Genomic DNA, 22,945 nt, shown 5'->3' on the forward strand with positions numbered 1-22,945 from the left:
ATTGTTGAGCGACCCTACGCTCCTCCGCCGCGACGCGAGTTGATTTCGATCAACCTCAGGTCGGCAGGCCGTTCGCCCAGCGATCCGCCGAGCAGAACCAGCCCGAACAGCAGCACGCAGGCTGCGCCGCCGATCTCCATCGCCCGCACCAGGCGGTGCGCCACGGGCGAATCGACGCCGCCGGCAAAGCGCAGCGCCGCCCCGCGCGCCGACACCGCCAGCGTCGCCAGCGCCGCGACGGTGAGCCCGGTGCCCAGCGCCATCACGATGGTGGCGGCGATGCCGGCCGCGATCAGGCCCTGCGACAGTGCGAAGACCAGCACGATGATTGCGCCCGAGCACGGCCGGATGCCGACGGCGAGGATCGCGCCCCACGCCTTGCGGAATTTGCCGGACGTCGCCGGAGCATGATCGTGAGCATCATGGTCATGGTCATGGTCATGGTCATGGTCATGGTCATGGTCATGGTCATGGTCATGGTCATGATCATGATCGTGATGATCGTGGTCATGATGCTCGTGACCGTGGTCGTCATGATCGTGATCGCCATGGTCATGGTCGGCGCGCGCAACAGCCTCCACGTGATGATGATGGTGGTGGTGATGCCCGCCACCGAAAGACTTCGTCCACAGCAGCCACGCGCCGACCACCGCGATCGCGCCGTAGCTGATGATCTCCACCCAGTCGGTGGCGAAGGTGATCGCCGTAGCCGTCAGCCGCAGCAGGATCGCGCCCACCGACACGAACAGGATGGCGCTCGCCGCCTGCACCAGCGCCGAGGCAAACGAGATGGCGACGCCGCGGCGCATCGAGTCGCCCGAGGCGACGAGATACGACGTGATCACCGCCTTGCCGTGACCGGGACCGACGGCGTGGAAAACGCCGTAGGCGAACGAGAGCGCCAGCAGCAGCCAGACACCCCATGGATCGGCGCGCAGCGTCGTCAGCGCCTCGGTCAGCGCCTGATAGAAGTGCGACTGGTGGACCGCGATCCAGATGAAAAACGGCCCGAGCGGCCCAGCGAACCACGCCGCCCCGCCCTGCTCCGGCGTGCCGATGCCGAACGGCCCGCTGGCATGCGCCGCCGCCGGCAGCACGAGCAGCGCGGCGAAGGCGGCCGGGCGGCGCAACATCACGCGGCGTCCGGCTGCCAGAGGTAGTAGGCGGCGCCGGCGAACACGACGAGATGCGCCACAAGGCCGATTGCGACGCCGCCGAAAGACACGCTGCCCGCCGCCACCGACCACAGGTCGCCGACAAGGCCAATGCCGTGGATGGCGGCGTTGCCCCACAGCACCGCCTTCAGCGTTTCCGACATCGGATGATTGCGGACGAGAAAATTGAGCAGCGCGACGCCCAGCATCACCGAGCCCAGCACGCGGAAGATCGTGTCGGTGTCCGGCGACGCCGTCAGCGTGAATGCGCCCGCCGCGGTGCCCGGCGCGAAGAACATCAGCAGCCCGAACAGCAGCGCCAGGATCGCGGCGACCCAGAAGTAATATTCGCGTTTCATCATTTCCCCCCGAAAGTGTTGTGCCACGCCTGCCCGAGCCAGCCGAAGAAGCCCGGCTTCGGCGCCGGCGGGGCTGCCGGCGCAGTCTTCGTCTCCGACGGAATCTCGATGGTCGGCTGGTTCTGCGCGATCTGAGCCGCGGCCTCCGTCGCCGACGCCGCGGGATCGGGAATCGCCGCATCGGACGGCGACAGCGTGCCGGCCGGGCCGGGCCGCGGCGCGGGCACTACGGCGCTGGGCGGTGGCGTGACCGCACCGGCCGCGCCACCGGGACAGTTGAGATTGATGACGTTGGACAAGAGCGACGCCGCCTGCACCAGGTCGGGCGGCAGGTCGCGCTGGTCGATCGGCACCTGCGAGAGGATCGTCATCGTCTGCGCGTCGAGCTCGTGCGGCGGCTTGTAGGTCGCCGTGCAGCCCTTGGGCGCCGCTTCGAGATGCACCTCGGCGTTCTTCACGAAGCTGATGGCGACGAAATATTCCGGGTCGCCGACCTCGAGCATCGCGGCGCCGTGCAGCGCCAGCGGCTTGGCCAGCGGCAGCGTGTAGAACAGCGTCAGCCGCTTGTTATGGAAGTCGAGCCAGTATTCCTCCGGCTTGGCGAAGGCGATCTTCTTGTGGTCGCCGCCGACGTAGAGGTGCGTGAAGTAGTCGTAATCCTTGAGCGCATCCATGTTGGTCTGCGCCAGGGGTCCCAGCTCATCCTCGCTGAGCTGCCCGTCGTTGTTGGCGTCGAGGTTCAGCGTCGCATAGGCGGTGAAGTCCGGATCGAACTGCCAGATGTGGCGGATCGCGGTGATCTCGCCCTTGGCGTCCCACACCACCTCGGCCTTGGCGTCGACCCAGACATGCGGATGCGCCGCCGCCTGCCCGGCGATGAGCATGCCGGCGACAGCCAAAGGCAGAAGGCGGAGGAATCGGTTCAAATCTGCACCCCGTTGGCTGAGCATACGCCGAATAACTGCGGCGGAACCTTGGCTCACCGGCGCGCCATGGTGGCGCATCTTTCCCGCTTTTTCGGGAGGGCGGGGCTTGGCTCGTGCAATCCACCCGGTCCGCTTTCCCCGCGAAGGCGGGGACCCAGGTGCCGAATACAAGGCGCCGCTGCGGTTAGTGCAAGAGACCTGCCCTCACCTTCGCCGGGAAGCGGCGGCTACCCGCCCACCGCCGCGCCATCGGCGCGCGGATCGGCGGCGCCAAAAATGCGCCCGTCCGCCCGGCGAACCACGGCGCCGGCGTGGCCCATGCCGTCGGAATATCCCTCGCCGAGCACCGTAACATTGTGTCCGGCGCGCTCCAGCGCGGTGACGAGGTCCGGATCAAAGCGATCCTCCATCACCACCGTCGTCGTCGCCGGACCTTCCCCCCACGTCCGCCCCGCGCGCCAGCGCGGCGCGTCAATCGCATCGCCGAGGTCCATGCTGAAGCGCGCCGCCCGCGTAAACACCTGCGCCTGGAACTGCGGCTGCCCGTCGCCACCCATCGACCCGTAGACCATCACGCGGCCGTCGTTGAAGCGCGCCAGCGCCGGGTTCAGCGTATGGAACGGCTTCCGCCCCGGCATCAGCGGATTCTTCGCCTTGGGATCGAGCGAGAAGCTGACGCCGCGATTCTGCCAGAGGATGCCCGTGCGCGGCAGCACGAGGCCGGAGCCGAATGGGTGAAAGATAGACTGGATGAACGACACCGCGAGCCCCTTGGCGTCGATCGCGCCCATCCAGATCGTGTCGCCGGGCGGCGATAGCGTCACCGCCGCCCCTGCCCGCTTGCGGTCGATCTTGTCGGTCTCCGCATCGAGCCACGCGTCGGCGAGATATGGCTTCACCTCGCTGCCGTAAGCCGGATCGGTCACGACCGCGTCGCGGACGGCGTTGGCTCGCCGCGTCGCTTCGATCAGGCCGTGGTGGTGCTCGAAACTTTCGCCGCGCTTGACGCCGAGCCGGTCGAACAGGCCGAGAATGACGAGCGAGGCGATGCCCTGCGTCGGCGGCGGAGTGTTGAACAGCGTCGCATCGTTGAGCCGCAGCGACAGCGGCTGGCGCACCCGAGCCTCGTGCTTGGCGAGATCGGCGCGGGTGACCGGCGCGCCCGCCTCCTCAAGGTCGGCGGCGATCTCGGCGGAAACGTCGCCGCGGTAGAAATCGTCGAAGCCGGCGTGTGCGATCTGCTCCAGCGTATCGGCAAGACGCGACTGCCGGAACGAGGCGCCGGCCTCCGGCGGCTTTCCGTCGACGAAGAAGTGCCGCGCGAAGCCGGGCACAGCCTCCAGCTCCGCCCGATGGTCGCTCATCATCCGCGCGTGGGAGCGCGGCACCGATATTCCCTCGCGGGCGCGGGCGACGGCATCGCCGAGAAGATCGCGGCGCGGAATGCGCCCGCCGAACGAGGCCGCGGCTTCCAAGGCCAGCGCCCAGCCCGAAACCGCGCCGGCAACGGTCAGCGCCGCATCGGCGCCGCGCGCCGGGATCGTGTCATATCCGGCCTTGGCGTAACGCTCGCGCGTCGCCAGCGAACCCGCCGCGCCGCTGGCGTCGATGACCAGCGGCACCTTGCCCGGCTCCGCGATCAGGAAGAACGCATCGCCGCCGATGCCGTTCATGTGCGGATAAACGACGGCGATGGTCGCGGCAGCCGCGATGATGGCCTCAATCGCGTTGCCGCCTTCCGCCAGCACGGCGGCGCCGGCCTCCGCCGCCGCGCGGTGCGGCGCCGTGATCATTCCCTTTTCGCCGACGACGGTCTCGCTCATGGCGCCCTTCTAGCCGGAAACGACGCGGCTTGACATGCAACTATTTAGTTGCCTATGGTCGATCCATGGACGAGGTGTTCAAGGCACTCGCCGACGCCACGCGACGCGAGCTCCTTGACCGGCTGCGCAGCGACAACGGCCAGACGCTCGGCGAACTGTGCGAGCGGCTGGCGATGTCGCGGCAGGCGGTGACCAAGCACCTCGCCATTCTTGAGAACGCCAACCTGGTGGCGACGGTACGCCGTGGCCGCGAGAAGCTGCACTACCTGAACCCGACGCCGATCGGCGAGATCTACGACCGCTGGATCGGCAAGTACGAACGCACGCGGATCGCGGCGCTGGCCGACCTGAAGCGCGCCCTCGAAGGAGAGTAACGACGATGGCTAAGCCCGAGCTTGTGTACGTCAACCATATCCGCGCTCCCGCCGAACGAGTCTGGCAGGCGATCACCGATCCGGCGTTCACCGAACGCTACTGGTACGGCACGAAGCTGCAGTCCGACTGGAAGATCGGCTCGCCGATCACCTTCGTGAAGCCGCAAGGCGAGGCCGACACGGGCAAGGTTCTGGTCGCCGACAAACCGCGCAAGCTGCAGTTTTCGTGGCACATCGCCTGGGGCGAGATGAGCAAGGAGCCGGATTCGCGCGTGACCTTCACCATCGAACCGGACGGCGACGGCGTGAAGCTGACGCTGGTCCACGATGAATTCATCGAAGGCAGCCAAGCGTACGAGAATTTGAAGAATGGCTGGAAGGGCATTTTGGCCGGGCTCATCAAGACCGCAGAGGCGTAGTACTCCGCTCGTCAGCCAACTTCAGCCGTCACTCCGGCGAAAGCCGGGGTCCAGCGCAGGACCGACCTGCGCCGCGCCGCCAGCGCTGGATTCCGGCTTTCGCCGGAATGACGGGAGAGACGAGGGAATAGCGGGCGGGATAGACACCCCTCCCCAAAACGCCTTCGGCGTTTTGACCCTCCCGCAAGGGGAGGGTTCATCCTTGCTGCACGACCGAGACTCCGCTTGTTGAGCCCTCCCCTTGTGGGAGGGCCAAAACCGCACTTCGCGGTTTTGGGGAGGGGTGTCTCTCGTCCCCATCGACCTCGCGGATTCACCGACCTAAACCGTCGCCTCCCAAATCCCCTCTGCCGGTTCGGCTTCATCCATGCCCGGCCACGGCGGCATGGTTACCGCCACCGCATCGAGTGGCGCCTCGCCCGCAGCGCGGAACTGGAATGCGGCGCCGGTGGGGATCGAGATCGAGATGCCGGCGGCCACCGCGATGGTCGCTTCGTCCTCGCCCAGCTTTCGCCACATGAGGCCCTTGCCTGCGGTGAAGAACCAGAGCTCCTCGACGCTGCGGTGACGCACCGCCTTCGACGTCGCGCCCGCCGGAAGCCGGAAATGCGCCATGCTGCCGCGCGCCGCGGTGGCGAGCAGGCGCACCTCGGAACCGTCGGGCGCCATCACGTCCGGCGCCTCGGCGATGCCTCGGGTGGCGAAGCCGATTGTCATGCTCTCCTCCGTCATTCAGATTTTTTCCCGCAGCCCAAAAAGATTCTTGATTCCGAAACTTTTCGAGCATACGTACGCGTTGCCCAAATTCGCACGTGCCTGTGGTCGCAAACGAAGTCCGAGGGCGAAACGCCGGAAGGTATCCCGGCAGCTTCGAAGGACAGCGGCTTAAAGCAACGACGTAGCGGGCTTTTTTGGTCTCAACCGGCTGTCCAAATGCTGGGGTCACTGAAGAGGCACTACATCTTGCCGGCCGTGCGGAAAGGCTAACCCCGATCCAAACGAAGGCAGCGACAAGCGGACGGCCCCGTCCGAGTGATCGACTGCCAACCGGAAACCCAGTCGGCGATCTGCCGGCGAACGGTGTACCGAGCTGACGTCCGATCGTCTCCATCGCGATCGGCCGAAGGCGAAGCGCACCGCGGTTTTCAACCCGTTTGGCTTGGGGAGCACCCTGAGAATGACTGACCGCATCCGCGAATTCCTCCGCGACCGACGTCCCGAGGGCCCTTGCCTGGTGGTCGACCTTGAGGTCGTCCGCGACAACTATGCCGCCTTCGCCCGCGCGATGCCGGACAGCCGTGTCTACTACGCCGTCAAGGCCAACCCCGCTCCGGAAGTCCTGAAGCTTCTGGCTTCGCTGGGCTCGTCGTTCGATTGCGCCTCGGTCAACGAGATCGACATGGCGCTCGCCGCCGGCGCGACCCCGGACCGCATCTCCTTCGGCAACACGATCAAGAAAGAGCGCGACGTCGCGGCGGCCTTCGCCCGTGGCATCCGCCTCTTCGCGGTCGATTGCGTCGAGGAGGTCGAGAAGATTTCCCGCGCCGCCCCCGGCTCCAGGGTTTTCTGCCGCATCCTCTGCGCCGGCGACGGTGCCGAGTGGCCGCTGTCGCGCAAGTTCGGCTGCGAGCCCGAGCTCGCGATCGGCGTGCTGGAGCACGCCTTCCGCCTCGGCCTCGATGCCTACGGCATCTCCTTCCACGTCGGCTCGCAGCAGCCGAACACCGCCGCCTGGGACAACGCCCTGAAGGCGACCGCCGAGGTATTCCGCACGCTCTCCGATCGCGGCATCCAGCTCCGCATGGTCAACCTCGGCGGCGGCTTCCCGGCGAAGTACCTGAAGAAGGTGCCGCGGGTGTTGCAGTACGGCCGCGCCATCTCGACCGCGCTCCGCAAGCATTTCGGCAACCGCATTCCCGAGACCATCATCGAGCCCGGCCGCGGCATGGTCGGCGACGCCGGCGTCATCAAGGCCGAGGTCGTGCTCATCTCGAAGAAGTCGAAGGCCGAAGGCGAGCCGCGCTGGGTCTACCTCGACATCGGCAAGTTCGGCGGGCTCGCCGAGACGATGGACGAGGCGATCCGCTACCCGATCCGGACCGCGCATGACCGCGACGCCAAGGCGCCGTGCATCATCGCCGGCCCCACCTGCGACTCCGTCGACGTGCTCTACGAGAAGGTCCCCTACGACCTGCCAGTATCGCTGTCGATCGGCGACGAGGTCCTGATCGAGGGCACCGGCGCCTACACGACGACGTACTCGGCCGTTGCCTTCAACGGCTTCGAGCCCCTCAAGTCTTACGTCATCTAGAACGGCCATGATCCACTTCGCCACCGAGGCGCCGGCGGAAGCCGGCGCCCGGGAAGCCTTGCTCGACCGCGTCATGGGTCGCGCCCGCTTCCTCAAGCCATCGGAGAAACTCCGCGCCGGCCGCACGCCCGCGCGCGGGCTGGCGCTCGTTGCCCGCGAGGATGACGGCCGCCTCGTCGGTTCGGTACGCCTCTGGAACGTCGATGCCGGCGGGCGCCCTGCCCTGCTGCTCGGGCCGCTCGCGGTCGACCAGACGGCGCAGGGCGAAGGCGTCGGCGCCGGCCTCATGCGGCTCGCCATCGCGCGCGCCGGCATGATCGGCCACAGGGCCATCGTCCTGGTCGGCGCCCCCGAGTACTACGCGCGCTTCGGCTTCACCGCCGACAAGACCAGCGGGCTGCTGATGCCCGGTCCCGTCGACCGCCTCCGCTTCCTCAGCCTAGAGCTGGACGACGGCGCACTGGACGGCGCCGAGGGTCGCATCTCCGCCACCGGCGCGATGGCGCCCACCGCAATGGCGGCCTGACAAACGAAGACGGCCGGCGCTCGCGCACCGGCCGTTTGAATTTCGCAGGAAGCAGCTTCGGCTAGAACTTGTAGTCGATGCCGACGCGAAGGATGCTCGCCGTAGTCTTGGCGCTGCTGGTGATCAACCCGAAGCCGGGATCGGGGGCATCCGGCTCCGAGAACGATACGTTCTTCGTGCCTAGGTCGACGTAGAGAAACTCGGCCTTGATGATCCAGTTGTTCGTGATCGCCGCGGCGACACCGCCGCCGGCCGTCCAGCCGACGTTCGTGGTCTTATCCGACGTGTTCACTACGTCGTCGCCGTAATAGTCGTGGAGGCCGTTTGTCACGCCACCGACGGCGAGACCACCGGTGCCGTAAAAAAGGACATTGCCCATCGGCACGCCGATGTTGAAGCGCGCGGTCGACAGCCAGTTGATCGTCGAGTCGACCGAGAAGAGCGCGCTGTCGTCCATGTAGGTGCCGCGGATATTCGCTGCCGCGATGTCACCGACGACGCCCATGACCAGGCCGCCCGTCTGCCAGTTGTAGCCGGCCTCGGCGCCGCCGATCAGGCCTGAACCCGAAAAGCTGAAAGGCGGAATGGGCGAGTTGATGACGTCTTCATCTGTCCCGTCGAAGTTTTCATACATGCGCGTCGGGCCGCTCGTGCTCTGACTCCAGCCATAGCCGGCCACCGCGCCAACGTAATAGCCCGACCAGTTATGGGGGCTCTGCGCCATCGCGGCGCCAGGCAATGTAACGGCAATCGCTGCCGCCAAAATCGTTACTCTACCGAATGTCATCGCGATTATCCCCGAGGATCTGTCCCGGGAAGATTCTCGCTCCGCGTGCTTAACAATCAGTGAGCATTGCCGCGATGACGCGGATGTGATCAGCCGCGGCCGAGCGCCGACTGCTCCGCGATGATCCGGTCCATCAGCGTCTCTTCCGCGCTCTCCGCCGGCGCCGGAGTCTTCAGCCGCGCCTTCGCGTGCACCACCGACTCCTCGAGGATCTTGTCGAGATCGGTCGACGCGTTGAATGGACCGGCGACGCCCTTCACCTTGGAATTATCGAACAGCGCCGACCACGACTTGTCGCCGGTGAGCGGGCCTTCCCACGCCTTGTGGTAGCGCACCAGCGTGTCGGTCGGCACGTGGCAGTGGATCGCCTTGACGCCGAAGGCGCGGCCGATGGCGTCGTGGATCTGGTCCCAGGTGAAACCGCGGTCGGACGTGATCTGGAAATCGTCGTTGATCGCCTTCGGATTGCCGAACAGCTTCACGAACGGCACGGCGAAATCCACCGCGCGCGTCAGCGTCCAGAGCGAGGTGCCGTCGCCGGCGATGATCAGCGGGCGACCGGCGAGCATGCGCCGGATGCCGGCGTCGGCGTCGCCGATCTGCGTCGGCATGCCGGTGCGCACCGTGTGGCTCGGGCGCACGATGGTGAACGGCAGCTTGCCCTGGTCGCGCAGCAGCTTTTCGCAGGCGATCTTGTTGCGGCTGTATTCCCAGTACGGATTTTCGAGCGGCGTCTTCTCGGTGATGATGTAGTGCTTCGCCGGCTTCTGATACGCCGAGGCCGACGAGATGAAGACGTACTGCCCGGTCTTGCCGGTGAACGTCTGGATGTCGCGCTTCATCTCGTCCGCCGTGTAGAGGCGGAACTGCGCGACGACGTCGAAATGCTTGTCGGCCAGGTTGCCGTAAGCGGCTCCATGCATGTCGCCGACGATCGTCTCGACGCCGTTCGGCAGGCCGACGTCGGTCTTGCCGCGGTTCAGCACGGTCACCTTGTGGCCGGAGGCCACCGCCTCGTTGACGCACGGCAGCGAAATCTGCCCGGTGCCGCCGATGAACAGGATGCTGAGTGCCATGCGTCTTCCCCCGCAGCTTTATGTTCGCTGCGAAGGAAATAGCACGACCACCGGCGGTCTCGCGCGCTTCAAATGTGAAACGTTAAGGTGCCTACGACGCCGAGGTGCCCCTCCACCATGCTTCGCATGGTCCCCCTCTCCCGCTTTGCGGGGGAGGAGCGGGTGGGCGCCTCCGGTGCTCCCCGTCTACGGGGGGAGCTGTCGGCGAAGCCGACCGACGGGCGCGCGTGCTACCCCGGCTTCCCGTCCAGCCCGCGCTTCCTGAGCAATGCGTCAGATGTCGGCAGCCGCCCGCGGAAGCCGACGTAGGCTTCCTCGGGGTCGCGGAGATAGCCGGCCGAGTAGACGTAGTCGTGCAGTTTCTTGCCGGTCTCCGGATCGAAGGCATCGCCGGTCTCGGTGAATGCCTCGAAGGCGTCGGCATCGAGCACCTCGGACCACAGGTAGCTGTAGTAGCCCGACGCGTAGCCGTCGCCGGAGAAGATGTGCCCGAAGTGCGGCGTGCGGTGGCGCATGACCATCGCCGCCGGCATGCCGATCTTGTCGAGCGCCGCCTTTTCGAAGGCGATGACGTCGACGTCCTTCGCGCTCGGCAGGAGATGCAGGTCGAGATCGACCATCGCGGACGAGGTGTACTCGACGGTGGCAAAACCCTGGTTGAAGCGCCGCGCGGCGAGCACCTTGTTGAGCAGCGATTCCGGCATCGGCTTGCCGGTGTCGGCGTGCACGGCGAAGGCGCGCAGCACCTCCGGCACCTCGAGCCAGTGCTCGTAAAGCTGCGACGGCAGCTCGACGAAATCGCGCGCGACGTTGGTGCCGGCGATCAGCGGGTAGGTCACGTCCGAAAGCAGGCCGTGCAGCGCGTGGCCGAACTCGTGGAACAGCGTCCGCGCGTCGTCGAACGACAGCAGCGTCGGTTGGCCCTTCGGCGCCTTGGAAAAATTCATGACGTTGACGATCACCGGCTTCACCTCGCCGGTGAGCTTCTGCTGATCGCGCAGCGCCGACATCCACGCGCCGCTACGCTTCGAGGCGCGCGCGAAATAATCGCCGAGGAACGTGCCGACCGGCTTACCGTTGCGGCTGACCTTCCAGACGCGAACGTCGGGATTGTAGAGGCCGGGCCCGGTCGCCTCCTCGAACGACAAGCCGAACAGGCGGTGTGCCACGTCGAAGGCGGCGGCGATGATCTTGTCGAGCTGCAGGTACGGCTTCAGCTCCGCCTCGTCGAAATCGTAGGCGCGCTTCCGCACCTTCTCGGCATAGTGCCGCCAGTCCCACGCCGCGACTTTGAAGTTGCCGCCCTCGGCGGTGACCTCGGTCTGCAGCGCGGCCTCCTCGGCGGCGACACGCTTCCGCGCCGGCTCCCAGACGGAACTCAGCAGTCGGCTCACGGCCTCCGGCGTCTTCGCCATCGTGTCGGCCAGGCGGAAGTGCGCGTAGCTTTCGAAGCCCATCAGCTTGGCGCGCTCGGCCCGCAGCGAAATCATCTCGGAGATGAGCGCGCGATTGTCGGTCTTGCCGCCGAACTCGCCGCGCTTGATCCACGCCTCGAACGCCTTCTCGCGAAGATCGCGCCGCGTCGAGAATTGCAGGAACGGCTCGATCGACGAGCGCGACAGCGTGATCACGTGCTTGCCCGGCAGGCCGCGCTCGTTCGCCGCCTCCGCCGCCGCGGCGATGAGCGACTCCGGCAGGCCGGCGAGATCGGCCGCGCCCTCCAGCACCAGCTTGAACTCGGACTCGTCGGCAAGCACGTTCTGGCCGAACTGCGTGCCGATCTCCGCGAGCCGCTCGGTGATTTCCGACAGGCGCTTCTTGCCGGCCTCGTCGAGCGCCGCGCCGGAACGGACAAAATTCGTGTGGTAGCGCTCGACGACGCGCTTCTGCTCGGCGTTGAGCTTCTCGCGATCCTTCCACACCTGCTCGATGCGCCGGAACAGCGGCGTGTTGAGCGATATCGTGTTGCCGTGGCGCGCCAAGAGCGGCGCCATCTCGCGCTCCACCGCCTGCAGGGCGTCGTTGGTGTCGGCCGAGGCGAGATGGAAGAAGACCGCCGCAACGCGGTCGAGCCCAAGGCCGGATTTTTCCAGCGGCACGATGGTGTTGTCGAACGTCGCCGGGGAGGTGTCGGCGGCCACCTTGTCGATGGCCGCGAGCTGCGCCTGCATCTCCGCATCGAACGCGGGGCGGTAGTGCTCCGGCTTCAACTGGTCGAAGGGCGGCAGGCCGAGCGGCGACGTCCATTCAGTCGTAAGCGGATTGGTCATGGTGGCGCTCGGGCGGTTCGGGTGGGGTTGAGGCGGAGATATAGTGGGAGGCGCGGGCTGCGTCACCCTGCCAAACCGCTCCGCGTCAGCCATTGGTCACCTCTCCCTGGAGGGAGAGGGCTTTCGAGCTTGGTGAGCGAAGCGAGCCTAGCGAGAAAGGGTGAGGGGTTAGGGACCTATCGCCCAAAACTCCTGTCCCTAACCCCTCACCCCATTCGGCTAGTTCGCTTCGCTCTCAAGGCTCATGGCCCTCTCCCTCCAGGGAGAGGGGAAATCTGAGTATGCTTCGGCGTTCTCGCGACGCGTTTCGCATCCGAGTCATCGTCTCCTTGCATTCATTCCTTCCCTGTCGCGCCTTCGGCGCTCCACGGTCTCTTGTCAGTTGCTCCGGCCGAAGCCGAAGGGGTGGCGGGCGCTCGTTCGAGTGCCGTCCGATAGTTCTTAGTTACGCCCGGTCGCGCTTGTGATGCTCCCCCGTTTACGGGGGAGCTGTAGCTGTCGGCGAAGCCGACTGAGGGGGCGTGGCGGGGGCGCCCCCTCCACCGCCTTCGGCGGTCGCCCTCCCCCGCTTCGCGGGGAGGATCAGCGGAAGATGGAGCGCGCCCCTCCCGAAATCGCTGACGCGATTTCGACCTCCCCTCAAGGGGGAGGTCGGAGGAGGCGCGAGCTGGATCAGTTCACCGCCGCCGCCAGCTTCTTCCCCAACTCCACCAATGCCGCGTCCATCTGCGGGTCGGCGCCGTTGGCGTAGCGCACGTCGAAGGCGACCGGGACGGTCGGCGTTACCGGACTGCCCTCCAGGCGCTGGCCGTCGACCATCACGTCGGCCACCGGCAGCTCGAGCAGCGAGTCGTCCGGCAGGGCGAAGGCGCGGGCGGCGAGCACGTCGCCGGCGGTTGGCGCGCCGACCAGCGCGATGCCGTTCTTCTTCAGGCCGTACGCCATGATCTCCATCGACGAGCGCGTGCCCTCGTCGATGATCGCCACCACCGGCTTGTGGAAGCGCGTGTTGACGTACTGCGTCTTGCCGTCGTTTTCGGTGATCGTCATGTCGGCGCTGCCGCCCACGAAGGTTTCAGCACCATCGGCCGGACCGCCGCCCCAGCGGCTGCGCATATCGACGACCATGCCGTCAACGTCCTTCAGTTTCGTCGCCAGCACCTCGTTGAGCACGCCGGTGAGATCGCCGGCGCCGGTCCATAGATGCACATAACCGATCTTGCGGCCGTTCTGGTCGATGACGCGTGCGCTCTCGCGCACGGCCTCCATGTAGGTCGCGAGCGGCGATGTCTTTTCGACGCTGACGGGAATTGTCACCGGCGCGGCGTCGGCGGTGTGGCGGACCTCGAGCGCCACCGTCTGCCCGGTCTTGTGGTTGAACGAACCGATCTCCTCGAACGGCTTGCCGTCGGCCGACAGAATTTCGTCGCCAGCCTTGATGCGCGCCTTGATCGCCGGCATGCCGTCGAACACATCCGTGACGAAGCGATGGCCGTCGATCACCTTCGAGGCGATGCCGATGCCCTCGTAGACCACCTCGCCGCGCGGCGGATAAAGCTTCCGGGCGAGATCTCGGATGTTGAAACGAAAGACGTCGGAGAGGTCGTAGTAATCGACCTGGTCCGGCGTATAGCGGCCACTGTGGGAGACGTGCAGACTGGCGATGAGCGCATCGATGCCGGCCGAGGTGGCGATCCGTGCGCCCTTGGCATCGTCGATCAATGCGGTAGCCGCGTCGTGGAAGGCCGGCAGCGCCGCCGGCGAGTACAGATTCTTGTCGATCAGCGCCACGGCCGCATCGACGACGTTGTTGCCGGATTTCGGCACCTCGGCGCCGGCCGGCGCCATCCATAGCGGAACGATGAGCAGCAGGGCGGCGACGCGCCCCGCGTGACGGATTGTCATGATCGCGGACCCTCAAGCGTAGTCGCCGGGGCAAAGGATAGGACGCCGGGCGCCGCTGTCAACGCTCTGCGGTTGACTCCGCCGCGCCTTTCCCGCCATCAGGTGCACAGAAAAATCGAGGCGAGGAGACGGCCCATGCAATGGCCCGTGCACGGCAAGATCGACGGCCCCATCGTGATGATCGGCTTCGGCTCGATCGGACGCGGCGTGCTGCCGCTGCTCGAGCGGCACTTCGAGTTCGACAAGAAGCGCATGGTCGTGATCGATCCCAACCAGGACGGCACGCACATCCTCGACAATCACGGCATCCGCCACCTGCACAAGGCGGTGACGCGCGACAACTATCGCGCCCTGCTGACGCAACTGCTGACCGCCGGCGGCGGCACCGGCTTCTGCGTCAATCTTTCGGTCGATACGTCGTCGCTCGACATCATGCGGCTCTGCCGCGAGGTCGGCGCGCTTTACATCGACACGGTCGTCGAGCCGTGGCCGGGCTTCTATTTCGACAAGTCGCTGGGCGCCGACGCGCGCACCAACTATGCGCTGCGCCAGACCGTGCGCACCGAGAAGGCGGCGAACCCCGGCGGGCCGACCGCGGTCTCCTGCTGCGGCGCCAATCCCGGCATGGTGTCGTGGTTCGTCAAGCAGGCGCTGGTCAATCTGGCCAAGGACATCGCACTCGCCGGCTTCAGGGAGCCGAAGGCGAACGATCGCGAGGGCTGGGCGAAGCTGGCGCAGTCACTTGGCGTCAAGGGCATCCACATCGCCGAGCGCGACACGCAGCGCGCCCGCAATCCGAAGCAGATGGGCGTGTTCGTCAACACCTGGTCGGTCGAGGGATTTCTGTCCGAGGGCATGCAGCCGGCGGAGCTCGGCTGGGGCACGCACGAGACGTGGACGCCCGACAACGCCGGCACGCTCGGCCCCGACGCCTCGGCGATATATCTCCGCCAGCCGGGTGCCAACACGCGCGTGCGCTCATGGTGCCCGACGCCGGGAGCGCAGTACGGCTTCCTCGTCACGCACAACGAGGCGATTTCCATCTCCGATTATCTGACGGTGCGCGACGGCGGCAAGGTCGCCTACCGGCCGACGTGCCACTACGCCTATCACCCGGCGAACGACGCCGTGCTGTCGCTGCACGAGCTGTTCGGCCGCGCCGGCGTGCAGCAGAAGCAGCATCATATTCTGAGCGAGGACGAGATCGTCGACGGCATCGACGAACTCGGCGTGCTGCTCTACGGCCACAAGAAGAACGCCTACTGGTACGGCTCGCAGCTTTCGATCGAGGAGACGCGGCGGATCGCGTCGTACCAGAACGCGACCGGCCTGCAGGTTACCTCCGCCGTGCTCGCCGGCATGGTGTGGGCGCTGGAAAATCCGCAAGCCGGAATCGTCGAGACGGACGAGATGGACTATCGCCGCTGCCTCGACGTGCAGTTGCCGTATCTCGGTCCGGTCAAGGGCGTCTATACCGACTGGACGCCACTGACCGACCGGCCGGGATTTTTCCCGGAGGACATCGACACCGCCGATCCCTGGCAGTTCCGCAACGTGCTGGTGCGCTAGACCGCGAAGGCGACGCCGAGCAGCGCCGCGACCGCGACGAACACCAGCAGCGCACCGAGGATGAGGCCGCGGCTGGCCTGGGCATCGTCGCGCGCCGGCCAGCCGGTCCTGTACGGCAGGCCCGACCGGAATGCGGCGCTGTCGTAATTCTCGGGCAGCGCATCCGGCACGATCATGCGCGGCTCGTCGCCGTAGACGCCGCCGATGACCTCGGGCTCGGTTTTGGCGTCGGGCAAAGCCGGCAGACCCTCGGCCCTGCGCTCGGCATTTTCCAGGTCGCGCCACGACAGCGTCGCGCCGGCTTTGGCGATTGTGCTCTGCGAATTTTCGGCCATGGGACTCGCTCCTTACGGCTCCTGACGGCTCCTGACGAAGCCATAACGGCCGAGGACGGGAAAAGTTTCCGGCTAGGCGGTCTGCTCGGGAGCCGGGTCGGGATGGCGGTGGCGATGCCGGCGGCGGCGCGGGTGAAATATGACACCGAGGATGCCGAGCACGCCGTAAATGGCGAAGAATCCGATGACCGCGAAGACGAAGCCTTCCGACGTCGTCGGCACTGCCGGCTCGTAGTCGCGCAAGGTCGATTCAACCAGCGGGCGGTCGAAATCCTGGAAGAAGACGGTGAGCCGCTCGAACGGCAGGCTCGCCTGGAACGCCGCCTGCTGCTTCACCAGGCGGTCGTAGCGGATGATCGCCTTGGCCACGGTCACCGCCTGCGCGCGCACCAGCGGCTCGCCGTTCTTGGCCATCAGCGCCAGACCGCCGGCACGGTCGGTGCCGGTGGATGCCGCATCCTGATCGAAGCTGTCGAGCACGCGGCCGAGCTCGTCGACGGCGCCGCCGAGGCGCTGGCGGTACTGCTGCGCGAACTCGGGCACCTGCGATGCGGCAATGCCGCCGGCGATCGCGAGGACGAGGGCAATCGTGCGCATGATCATGGGGCGGATCGTATCTGAGCCCTAGAGGGTGACAATGCCCGAGCCGCCATCCTCGCAACCGAAGATGAGGCGCGCGCCGTCCTTGTCCCACGCCAGCGACGACACCGGGCTGCCCGACGGGCGCCGGTAGATCGTGGTGCGCACGTCGTCGAACCGCACCGACGACACCTGGCCGTCGGTGTAGCCGATGGCGAGGATCTCCTCGCGCGGATGGCAGGCGACGCGCGTGACGCCCACCTCGCGCGGGCCGAGCTGCAGCGGATCGCGGCCCATCGGCCCGTCCTTGAAATGGAACGGCCATAGGATCGCAGCCGGCGCGCCGCTGGAGGCGAGGAAGCGGCCCTTGACCGACCACGACAGCGAGCGCGGCTTGGCCGGGTAGCCGGTCATGCGCATGTCCTTGCCGTCGGTGAGGCGCCAGCCGTGGAGCGCATTCTCCTGCATCGAGGTGACGAGATATTTTCCGTCCGGCGAGAAGGTGACGCCGAGGTGCGCGCCTTTCCAGCCAAGCTCGACCGGCACGGCGTTCTCGGTCGCGCCCCAGCGCAGCGTCACCCCGTCGTAGCGCGCGATCGCGATGCGCAGGCCCTTGGGCGCGAAGGCGAGACCGCCGACCGAGCGCTTCTCCTCGAAGACGCGCTCCTTGCCGTCGGCGGTGCGGATGATCGCCTGCTTGCCGGCCGAGTAGGCGATGGCGCCGTTCGGCCCGGCGGCGACGTGGTCGATCCACTTCTTCTGCGGTGGGCTGAAGGTCTCGACCGTGCCGTCCGCGGCGGTCAGCCCGACGGCGCCGTCGTCGCCGCCGGTAAGCAGGCGGCCGTCGCCGGTGACCGCGGCTTCCAGGATGGCGCCCTTGTGGACCGGCGTCGGCTCGGCGGCATTGCCCTTGACCCGCCGCACCAGGCCGTTGCCCAGCGCGAAGGTCGGCGTCTCGCCGAGGAAGGCGGCCTCGACAACGAAGGCGCCGAGCGGGAATTCCTGGATGGTGGGCATGGACTCTTCTCTGCGGGCCTTGCCCTTAGCCTATCGGGGTGGCGGCGGGGAAGTACCCTTGTGGAGGTGCGGACGCTGAGACACACCCCTCCCCAAAACGCCTACGGCGTTTTGACCCTCCCACAAGGGGAGGGTTCGCCTCGCTGCAAGACCAGAACTCCGCTTGAGCCCTCCCCTTGTGGGAGGGCCAAAACCGCACTTTGCGGTTTTGGGGAGGGGTGTCCCTCCTCCCCACAAATTCCCTAAGCCAGGCAAGACTCCAAGCCCGCCTTCAGCGCCTTCTCGTCCAGCTTGCGCCCGATAAATACCAACCGAGAATCGCGCTTCTCGTCGTCGCGCCACTTACGCTGGTGGGTGCCCTCGATGATCATGTGGACGCCCTGCACGACGTAGCGTTCGTCGTCGTCCTTCATCGACAGGATGCCCTTGAGGCGCAGGATGTCCGGCCCCTGTTCCTGCGTCGTCTTCTCGATCCACGGGAAAAATTTCTTCGGGTCGAGCGTCCCCATGCGCAGCGACACGCTGTTCACGCCCTGCCCCTCAAGGTCGTGGTGATGGTGGTGATCGTGGTCGTGGTCATGCCCGTCGTGGTGGTGATGATCGTGGTCATGATCATGGTCGTGATCGTGGCCCTCGAGGAATTCCGGATCGAGCGTCAGTATACGGTCGAGGTCGAAGGCGCCGCGGTCGAGCACGCGGTCGAGCGCGATCGCGCAGCGCTCGGTCTTGTGGACGACGGCGTGCGGGTTGATGGCGCGGATGCGCGCCTCGACGATCTTCAGTTCGTCGGCGGTGACGAGATCGGTCTTGTTGAGCAGGATGACGTCGGCGAAGCCGATCTGCTCCTGCGCTTCCGGGCTGTCCTTGAGGCTGCCGAGCAGATGCTTGGCGTCGGCGACGGTGACGACCGCGTCGAGCTTGGCCTTCGCCTTGACGTCGTCGTCCATGAAGAAGGTCTGCGCCACCGGCGCCGGATCGGCGAGGCCGGTGGTCTCGACCAGAATGCCGTCGAAATTGCCCGGCCGCTTCATCAGGCCCTCGACGACGCGGATGAGATCGCCGCGCACGGTGCAGCAGATGCAGCCGTTGTTCATCTCGAAGACTTCCTCGTCGGACTCGACGATCAGGTCGTTGTCGATGCCGATCTCGCCGAACTCGTTGACGATGACGGCGTACTTCTTGCCGTGGTTCTCGGTGAGGATGCGGTTGAGCAGCGTCGTCTTGCCGGCGCCGAGGTAGCCGGTGAGCACGGTGACGGGGATCTGGGTGTCGGGCATGGATCGTGTCTCCAGGGCGGTTCAAGGCCGCCTGTGTCAAAGCGGTGGCGTGTTTCTTAAGCGAGCGGAGGCTCGTTGAGCAAATCTTCCAGGTCTAGCCACTCGGTCTTCATGGCGAGCGAGCCGTCGGGATTCGTCGGCCACTGGTCCTTGGGCCGGTCCCAGTAGAGCTCGACGCCGTTGTCGTCGGGATCGCGGAGGTAGAGCGCCTCGCTGACCCCGTGGTCGCTGGCGCCGTCGAGCGGGATGCCCGCCGCGATCAGGCGGCGGAGCGCATCGGCGAGCGCGGCGCGCGTCGGGTAGAGGATGGCTGTGTGGTAGAGGCCGGTGGTGCCCTTGGCCGGCGGGCGACCGCCGCGGCTTTCCCACGTGTTGATGCCGAAATGGTGGTGGTAGCCGCCGGCCGAGAAGAACGCGGCCTGCGTGCCGTAGCGCGTCTGCAGCTCGAAGCCGAGGACGCCGACGTAGAAGGCGAGCGACCGCTCGATGTCGGCAACCTTGAGATGGACGTGGCCTATGCGGACGCCGGGGTCGATCGGCGCGGAAGCCGCGGAAATCGGCGGCTTTTCGGCGAGAATGGTGTCGGACATGGAACCCCCTGGGGAAACGGTTCGAGGGATATAGGCATCGCCGCGCCCGCTGCGTAGGGGGCGATTGCGTCATGGCTGACCGGCGCGAAGGGCAAGGCCCTCTCTAAGATACTTGACGTAGCCTATAAGCTATGTATATTAGCTTTTACGCCACGAACAAGGAAACAGCCATGAACGCCGTCGCCCCGACCGCCGCCCACCTGTCCCCCGCCGCGGACCGCTACCTCGACCGGCCCGAGGGGCGCGCCGCCTACACCGACGCCGGCAGCGGCCCGTTGGTGGTGATGATCCCGAGCCTCGGCGACGTGAAGGAGGAATATCGCTTCCTCGCCCGCCAGCTCGCCGCCGCCGGCTATCGCGCGGTCACTGCCGATCTCCGCGGCCTCGGCAACTCGTCGGCCGGCTGGTCCGACTACACATGCGCGGCGCTGGGCGGCGACATCGTCGCCCTAGTCCGCCATCTGAACGCCGGCCCCGCGACGGTCATCGGCACATCCATGGGCGCCGGCGCCGCAGCCTGGGCGGCGGCCGAGGCCCCGACCGACATCGCCAAACTCGTCCTCATCGGCCCGTTCGTCCGCGATGTGCCGCTCGGCCCGTGGTGGAAGGAAATGGCGATCAAGGCGATGCTCCGCGTCGCCTTTGCCGCGCCGTGGGCGGTGGCCGCCTGGGGCGCCTACTACCGCTCGCTCTACCCAACCGCCAAGCCTGCCGACTTCGATGCTTACCTCGCAGGGCTGAAGGCGAACCTCGCCGAGCCGGGCCGCATGGCCGCGACGCGCGCCATGATGAACGCCTCCAAGGCCGACGTCGCCGGAAGGCTGGCCGATGTCCGCGCCCGTGCGCTCGTCGTCATGGGCAGCAAGGATCCCGACTTCCCCGATGCCGCCGCCGAGGCCGCGACGGTCGCCAAGCTGGTGCGCGGGCGCGTCGCCATGATCGAGGGCGCCGGCCACTATCCGCACGCCGAGATGCCCGAGGTCACCGCGCCGGCGATCCTCGACTTCCTCGCCGCGGCCGCCTGATGCCGCGCGCCGGAGTGACCACCGAGGCGGTGATCGACGCCGCCTCCGACATCGCCGACCGCGACGGGATCGGGGCCGTCACCCTCGCGCGTCTCGCCGAAAGGTTCGGCATCAAGCCGCCGTCGCTCTACAAGCACGTCGACAGCGTCGATGCGGTGAACCGGGCGCTGGCTGTTCGCGGCATGCGCGAGGTCGGCGAGCGGCTGCAGCGGGCGACAGTCGGCAAGTCCGGCGACGAGGCGCTGTTCGCGCTGGCGCATGCCTACTGGCAGTTCGCCCGCGACAAGCCCGGCCTCTACGCCGCATCGCTGCGCGCCGCCAAGCCCGGCGAGAACGACGTCGCCGTGGCCGGGGAAGCCGTGCTGGGGACGGTGCTGTCCGTGCTGAACGGATACCGCATCAAGGGCGACGACGCGCTGCACGCCACGCGCGGCCTGCGCGCCATCATCCACGGCTTCGTCTCGCTCGATGCCGCCGGCGGCTTCCGCATGAAGCTCGATCTCGCCGAGTCATTCGATCGCCTGCTCGGCGCCTTCGCCAGGGACATGGCCGCGCGCAGCGGCTAGGCGGCCAGCGCGCGGCGCGTTTCGCCGTCGGCATCGACCGCGAAGCAGGCGACATCGGCGCCGCCCTTGCGCTCCAGCTCCGGCCGCTCGACCCGGCAGCGGTCGAAGGCCAGCGGGCAGCGCGGATGGAAAGCGCATCCCTTCGGCGGATTGATCGGCGACGGCAGCTCGCCCTCCAGCCGCATGCGCTCCTTGGGCCGCGTCGGGTCGGCGACCGGCGTCGCCGACAGCAGGGCGCGCGTGTAGGGGTGGCGCGGGTGGGCGAAAATTTCCTCGCGCGGCCCCTGCTCCACCGCGCGGCCGAGATACATCACCATCACCTCGTCGGCCATGTGGCGCACGACCGACAGGCCGTGGCTGATGAACAGGTAGGCGAGACCGAACTCCTCCTGCAGCGCCGACAGGATGTTGAGCACCTGCGCCTGCACCGACAGGTCGAGCGCCGACACCGGCTCGTCGAGGATGAGGATGCGGGGCCGCAGCATCAGCGAGCGCGCGATCGCGATGCGCTGGCGCTGGCCGCCGGAAAACATGTGCGGATAGCGGTCGTAGTGCTCCTCCCGGAGCCCGACACGCGTCAGCATTTCCATCGCCGCCGTCCGCCGCAGGCCGCGATCCATGTCGGGGCGGTTGATCTTGAGCGGCTCCTCCAGCGCCGAGCCGACCTTCTGGCGCGGATTGAGCGAGCCGAACGGATCCTGGAAGACGATCTGCACCTCGCTCCGGAGGCGCCTGAGCACGGAGCGCGAATGGCCGGCGACATCGATGCCGTCGACCAGCAGGCGGCCGGACGTCGGCGCCTCGATCATCGTTGCCATGCGCGCCAGCGTGGACTTGCCGCAGCCGGATTCGCCGACGACCGCCAGCGTCTTGCCGGCCGACAGCGAAAACGAAACGCCGTTGACCGCCTTCAGTGTCACCGGCGCCCGGAACGGTCCGAGACCGACCTTGTAGAAGCGCGACAGGTTCTCCGCCTGCATGACGACGCCGCCCGGCCGCACCGGCAGTTTCGCGTCGTCGGTGGGGGCCAGCGCGTTGCTCATGCGAAGGCCGGGATTTCGCCGAAGCGGTCGGGATGGCCGAACGGCCGACCGCCGACCAGCGGATAGTGGCAGAGCGCGTAGCCCATGTTTTCCAGTTGCCGCGGCGGCACCTTCTCGACGCACTTGACGGTGGCGTGCGGGCAGCGCGGCGAGAACAGGCAGCCGGTCGGCCGGTTGAACGCGCCCGGCACGACACCGGGGATCGACGGCAGGCGGCGGCCGGTGGCGCGCTCGGGCAGCGCGGCGAGCAGCGCCGCGGTGTAGGGATGGTGCGGGTCGGCGAACAGCGGCCGCACCGGCTGCTCCTCGACCTTCTGCCCGGAATAGAAGACCGCGACGCGTTCGGCCGTCTCCGCCACCACGCCCATGTCGTGCGTGATCAGGATCAGCGCCGTGCCGGTCTCGCGCTGCAGCGCCAGCAGGAGATCGAGGATCTGCGCCTGGATGGTGACGTCGAGCGCCGTCGTCGGCTCGTCGGCGATGATCAGCTTCGGATTGCAGGCGATCGCCATGGCGATCATCACGCGCTGGTTCATGCCGCCGGAAAGCTGGTGCGGAAAGGCGCGCATGCGGCGCTCGGCGTCGGTGATGCCGACCGAGCGGAGCAGCGCGATAGTGCGCGCCTTGCGCTCCTGCCGCGACAGGCCGAGGTGCTCCTTCAGGCTTTCGCCGATCTGGAAGCCGACGGTGAAGCACGGGTTGAGGCTCGACATCGGCTCCTGGAAAACCATCGCCATGTCCTTGCCGATGATCCGGCGGCGCTGGCGCGGCGAGAGGCCGATGAGATTCTGGCCGTCGAAGGTCAGCCGCTTCGCCGTCACCACCGCGGTCGACGGCAACAGGCCCATGACCGCCAGCATGGCGACCGATTTGCCCGAGCCCGACTCGCCGACGATCGCCTGGACCTCGCCGCCCTCGACCGTCAGCGACACCTCGTCGACCGCGCGGAAAACGCCGCCGGAAGTGGCGAACTCGACGGTGAGGCCGCTGATCTCGAGAAGCGCCATGTCTCCC

At 67.3% G+C, this 22,945-nt stretch carries 23 protein-coding genes; 7 read left to right on the forward strand and 16 right to left on the reverse strand.

The features are described 5' to 3' along the window. Window positions 1-14 precede the first annotated feature (14 nt). The 4 genes from WDM94_14400 to WDM94_14415 all read right to left on the reverse strand — a co-directional run bounded on the left by WDM94_14400 (window position 15) and on the right by WDM94_14415 (window position 4,262). Window positions 15-1,133, reverse strand: a complete 1,119-nt coding sequence (locus WDM94_14400; protein ID MEJ0013773.1) for a nickel/cobalt transporter — start codon at window positions 1,131-1,133, stop codon at window positions 15-17. After that, a complete protein-coding gene (locus WDM94_14405; protein ID MEJ0013774.1) occupies window positions 1,133-1,513 on the reverse strand; it encodes a hypothetical protein in 381 nt (126 codons plus the stop codon). Before WDM94_14405 ends, WDM94_14400 begins: the two co-directional genes overlap by 1 nt. Continuing rightward, complete coding sequence (locus WDM94_14410) at window positions 1,513-2,439, reverse strand: DUF1007 family protein (GenBank protein ID MEJ0013775.1); 927 nt, start codon at window positions 2,437-2,439, stop codon at window positions 1,513-1,515. Before WDM94_14410 ends, WDM94_14405 begins: the two co-directional genes overlap by 1 nt. Window positions 2,440-2,666: 227 nt before the next feature. Then, the gene (locus tag WDM94_14415) at window positions 2,667-4,262 is read right to left on the reverse strand and encodes a gamma-glutamyltransferase (GenBank protein MEJ0013776.1); all 1,596 of its coding nucleotides are present in this window, start codon (window positions 4,260-4,262) and stop codon (window positions 2,667-2,669) included. A gap of 65 nt (window positions 4,263-4,327) precedes the next feature. Between WDM94_14415 and WDM94_14420 the strand changes: the two genes are divergently transcribed. Beyond that, complete coding sequence (locus WDM94_14420) at window positions 4,328-4,636, forward strand: metalloregulator ArsR/SmtB family transcription factor (GenBank protein ID MEJ0013777.1); 309 nt, start codon at window positions 4,328-4,330, stop codon at window positions 4,634-4,636. A gap of 5 nt (window positions 4,637-4,641) precedes the next feature. Beyond that, window positions 4,642-5,055: an SRPBCC family protein gene (locus WDM94_14425; protein MEJ0013778.1), complete on the forward strand. Its 414-nt coding sequence runs from the start codon at window positions 4,642-4,644 to the stop codon at window positions 5,053-5,055. A 321-nt stretch (window positions 5,056-5,376) separates the two neighbouring features. On the opposite strand, the gene WDM94_14430 is transcribed toward WDM94_14425, so the two are convergent. After that, window positions 5,377-5,772 carry a cupin domain-containing protein gene (locus WDM94_14430; GenBank protein MEJ0013779.1) on the reverse strand — a complete coding sequence of 132 codons (396 nt, stop codon included), beginning with the start codon at window positions 5,770-5,772 and terminating at the stop codon, window positions 5,377-5,379. Between the two features lie 460 nt (window positions 5,773-6,232). Here WDM94_14430 and WDM94_14435 point away from each other — a divergent pair, with 460 nt between their 5' ends. Both WDM94_14435 and WDM94_14440 read left to right on the forward strand, forming a co-directional pair. Then, a complete protein-coding gene (locus WDM94_14435) occupies window positions 6,233-7,366 on the forward strand; it encodes a type III PLP-dependent enzyme (GenBank protein ID MEJ0013780.1) in 1,134 nt (377 codons plus the stop codon). A gap of 7 nt (window positions 7,367-7,373) precedes the next feature. Then, entirely contained in the window at window positions 7,374-7,892 is a 519-nt protein-coding gene (locus WDM94_14440; protein ID MEJ0013781.1) for an N-acetyltransferase, read from the forward strand. Window positions 7,893-7,953: 61 nt separating this feature from the next. On the opposite strand, the gene WDM94_14445 is transcribed toward WDM94_14440, so the two are convergent. From WDM94_14445 to WDM94_14460, 4 genes are all read right to left on the reverse strand, one after another. Then, window positions 7,954-8,679, reverse strand: coding sequence for an outer membrane beta-barrel protein (locus tag WDM94_14445; protein ID MEJ0013782.1), 726 nt, complete (start codon window positions 8,677-8,679; stop codon window positions 7,954-7,956). Between the two features lie 89 nt (window positions 8,680-8,768). Next, window positions 8,769-9,755: an NAD-dependent epimerase/dehydratase family protein gene (locus WDM94_14450; protein MEJ0013783.1), complete on the reverse strand. Its 987-nt coding sequence runs from the start codon at window positions 9,753-9,755 to the stop codon at window positions 8,769-8,771. 230 nt (window positions 9,756-9,985) lie between these two features. After that, window positions 9,986-12,025, reverse strand: coding sequence for a M3 family metallopeptidase (locus WDM94_14455; protein MEJ0013784.1), 2,040 nt, complete (start codon window positions 12,023-12,025; stop codon window positions 9,986-9,988). Window positions 12,026-12,697: 672 nt separating this feature from the next. Next, complete coding sequence (locus WDM94_14460) at window positions 12,698-13,930, reverse strand: S41 family peptidase (GenBank protein ID MEJ0013785.1); 1,233 nt, start codon at window positions 13,928-13,930, stop codon at window positions 12,698-12,700. A gap of 135 nt (window positions 13,931-14,065) precedes the next feature. Between WDM94_14460 and WDM94_14465 the strand changes: the two genes are divergently transcribed. Continuing rightward, window positions 14,066-15,499 (forward strand): homospermidine synthase, encoded by a 1,434-nt coding sequence (locus WDM94_14465; GenBank protein MEJ0013786.1) that lies wholly within the window; start codon window positions 14,066-14,068, stop codon window positions 15,497-15,499. On the opposite strand, the gene WDM94_14470 is transcribed toward WDM94_14465, so the two are convergent. From WDM94_14470 to WDM94_14490, 5 genes are all read right to left on the reverse strand, one after another. Next, a complete protein-coding gene (locus tag WDM94_14470) occupies window positions 15,496-15,834 on the reverse strand; it encodes a hypothetical protein (protein MEJ0013787.1) in 339 nt (112 codons plus the stop codon). The genes WDM94_14465 and WDM94_14470 overlap by 4 nt on opposite strands. Window positions 15,835-15,906: 72 nt before the next feature. Then, on the reverse strand, window positions 15,907-16,437 hold the full coding sequence (locus tag WDM94_14475) for a DUF2937 family protein (GenBank protein MEJ0013788.1): 531 nt from the start codon (window positions 16,435-16,437) through the stop codon (window positions 15,907-15,909). Window positions 16,438-16,458: 21 nt separating this feature from the next. Further along, a complete protein-coding gene (locus WDM94_14480) occupies window positions 16,459-17,430 on the reverse strand; it encodes a WD40 repeat domain-containing protein (protein ID MEJ0013789.1) in 972 nt (323 codons plus the stop codon). A gap of 242 nt (window positions 17,431-17,672) precedes the next feature. Beyond that, window positions 17,673-18,707: a GTP-binding protein gene (locus tag WDM94_14485; GenBank protein MEJ0013790.1), complete on the reverse strand. Its 1,035-nt coding sequence runs from the start codon at window positions 18,705-18,707 to the stop codon at window positions 17,673-17,675. A gap of 56 nt (window positions 18,708-18,763) precedes the next feature. Next, window positions 18,764-19,297, reverse strand: a complete 534-nt coding sequence (locus WDM94_14490; protein MEJ0013791.1) for a VOC family protein — start codon at window positions 19,295-19,297, stop codon at window positions 18,764-18,766. A gap of 170 nt (window positions 19,298-19,467) precedes the next feature. Here WDM94_14490 and WDM94_14495 point away from each other — a divergent pair, with 170 nt between their 5' ends. Continuing rightward, entirely contained in the window at window positions 19,468-20,322 is an 855-nt protein-coding gene (locus WDM94_14495; GenBank protein ID MEJ0013792.1) for an alpha/beta hydrolase, read from the forward strand. Then, complete coding sequence (locus WDM94_14500; GenBank protein ID MEJ0013793.1) at window positions 20,322-20,888, forward strand: WHG domain-containing protein; 567 nt, start codon at window positions 20,322-20,324, stop codon at window positions 20,886-20,888. The genes WDM94_14495 and WDM94_14500 overlap by 1 nt, the downstream gene beginning before the upstream one ends. Here the strand turns inward: WDM94_14500 and WDM94_14505 are convergent. Next, complete coding sequence (locus WDM94_14505) at window positions 20,885-21,931, reverse strand: dipeptide ABC transporter ATP-binding protein (GenBank protein ID MEJ0013794.1); 1,047 nt, start codon at window positions 21,929-21,931, stop codon at window positions 20,885-20,887. The genes WDM94_14500 and WDM94_14505 overlap by 4 nt on opposite strands. Further along, window positions 21,928-22,938, reverse strand: coding sequence for an ABC transporter ATP-binding protein (locus tag WDM94_14510; GenBank protein ID MEJ0013795.1), 1,011 nt, complete (start codon window positions 22,936-22,938; stop codon window positions 21,928-21,930). Before WDM94_14510 ends, WDM94_14505 begins: the two co-directional genes overlap by 4 nt. Between the last annotated feature and the right edge of the window lie 7 nt (window positions 22,939-22,945).

Source organism: Bauldia sp. (assembly GCA_037200845.1).
Taxonomy (GTDB): Bacteria; Pseudomonadota; Alphaproteobacteria; order Rhizobiales; family Kaistiaceae; genus DASZQY01.

Coding starts and splice junctions, on each gene's coding strand:
- WDM94_14435 (MEJ0013780.1), top strand. CDS start 6,233: ATGACTGACCGCATCCGCGAATTCCTCCGCGACCGACGTCCCGAGGGC.
- WDM94_14495 (MEJ0013792.1), top strand. CDS start 19,468: ATGAACGCCGTCGCCCCGACCGCCGCCCACCTGTCCCCCGCCGCGGAC.
- WDM94_14425 (MEJ0013778.1), top strand. CDS start 4,642: ATGGCTAAGCCCGAGCTTGTGTACGTCAACCATATCCGCGCTCCCGCC.
- WDM94_14420 (MEJ0013777.1), top strand. CDS start 4,328: ATGGACGAGGTGTTCAAGGCACTCGCCGACGCCACGCGACGCGAGCTC.
- WDM94_14485 (MEJ0013790.1), bottom strand. CDS start 18,707: ATGCCCGACACCCAGATCCCCGTCACCGTGCTCACCGGCTACCTCGGC.
- WDM94_14480 (MEJ0013789.1), bottom strand. CDS start 17,430: ATGCCCACCATCCAGGAATTCCCGCTCGGCGCCTTCGTTGTCGAGGCC.
- WDM94_14455 (MEJ0013784.1), bottom strand. CDS start 12,025: ATGACCAATCCGCTTACGACTGAATGGACGTCGCCGCTCGGCCTGCCG.
- WDM94_14400 (MEJ0013773.1), bottom strand. CDS start 1,133: ATGTTGCGCCGCCCGGCCGCCTTCGCCGCGCTGCTCGTGCTGCCGGCG.
- WDM94_14500 (MEJ0013793.1), top strand. CDS start 20,322: ATGCCGCGCGCCGGAGTGACCACCGAGGCGGTGATCGACGCCGCCTCC.
- WDM94_14460 (MEJ0013785.1), bottom strand. CDS start 13,930: ATGACAATCCGTCACGCGGGGCGCGTCGCCGCCCTGCTGCTCATCGTT.
- WDM94_14465 (MEJ0013786.1), top strand. CDS start 14,066: ATGCAATGGCCCGTGCACGGCAAGATCGACGGCCCCATCGTGATGATC.
- WDM94_14475 (MEJ0013788.1), bottom strand. CDS start 16,437: ATGATCATGCGCACGATTGCCCTCGTCCTCGCGATCGCCGGCGGCATT.
- WDM94_14510 (MEJ0013795.1), bottom strand. CDS start 22,938: ATGGCGCTTCTCGAGATCAGCGGCCTCACCGTCGAGTTCGCCACTTCC.
- WDM94_14470 (MEJ0013787.1), bottom strand. CDS start 15,834: ATGGCCGAAAATTCGCAGAGCACAATCGCCAAAGCCGGCGCGACGCTG.
- WDM94_14405 (MEJ0013774.1), bottom strand. CDS start 1,513: ATGAAACGCGAATATTACTTCTGGGTCGCCGCGATCCTGGCGCTGCTG.
- WDM94_14490 (MEJ0013791.1), bottom strand. CDS start 19,297: ATGTCCGACACCATTCTCGCCGAAAAGCCGCCGATTTCCGCGGCTTCC.
- WDM94_14440 (MEJ0013781.1), top strand. CDS start 7,374: ATGATCCACTTCGCCACCGAGGCGCCGGCGGAAGCCGGCGCCCGGGAA.
- WDM94_14415 (MEJ0013776.1), bottom strand. CDS start 4,262: ATGAGCGAGACCGTCGTCGGCGAAAAGGGAATGATCACGGCGCCGCAC.
- WDM94_14445 (MEJ0013782.1), bottom strand. CDS start 8,679: ATGACATTCGGTAGAGTAACGATTTTGGCGGCAGCGATTGCCGTTACA.
- WDM94_14430 (MEJ0013779.1), bottom strand. CDS start 5,772: ATGACAATCGGCTTCGCCACCCGAGGCATCGCCGAGGCGCCGGACGTG.
- WDM94_14505 (MEJ0013794.1), bottom strand. CDS start 21,931: ATGAGCAACGCGCTGGCCCCCACCGACGACGCGAAACTGCCGGTGCGG.
- WDM94_14450 (MEJ0013783.1), bottom strand. CDS start 9,755: ATGGCACTCAGCATCCTGTTCATCGGCGGCACCGGGCAGATTTCGCTG.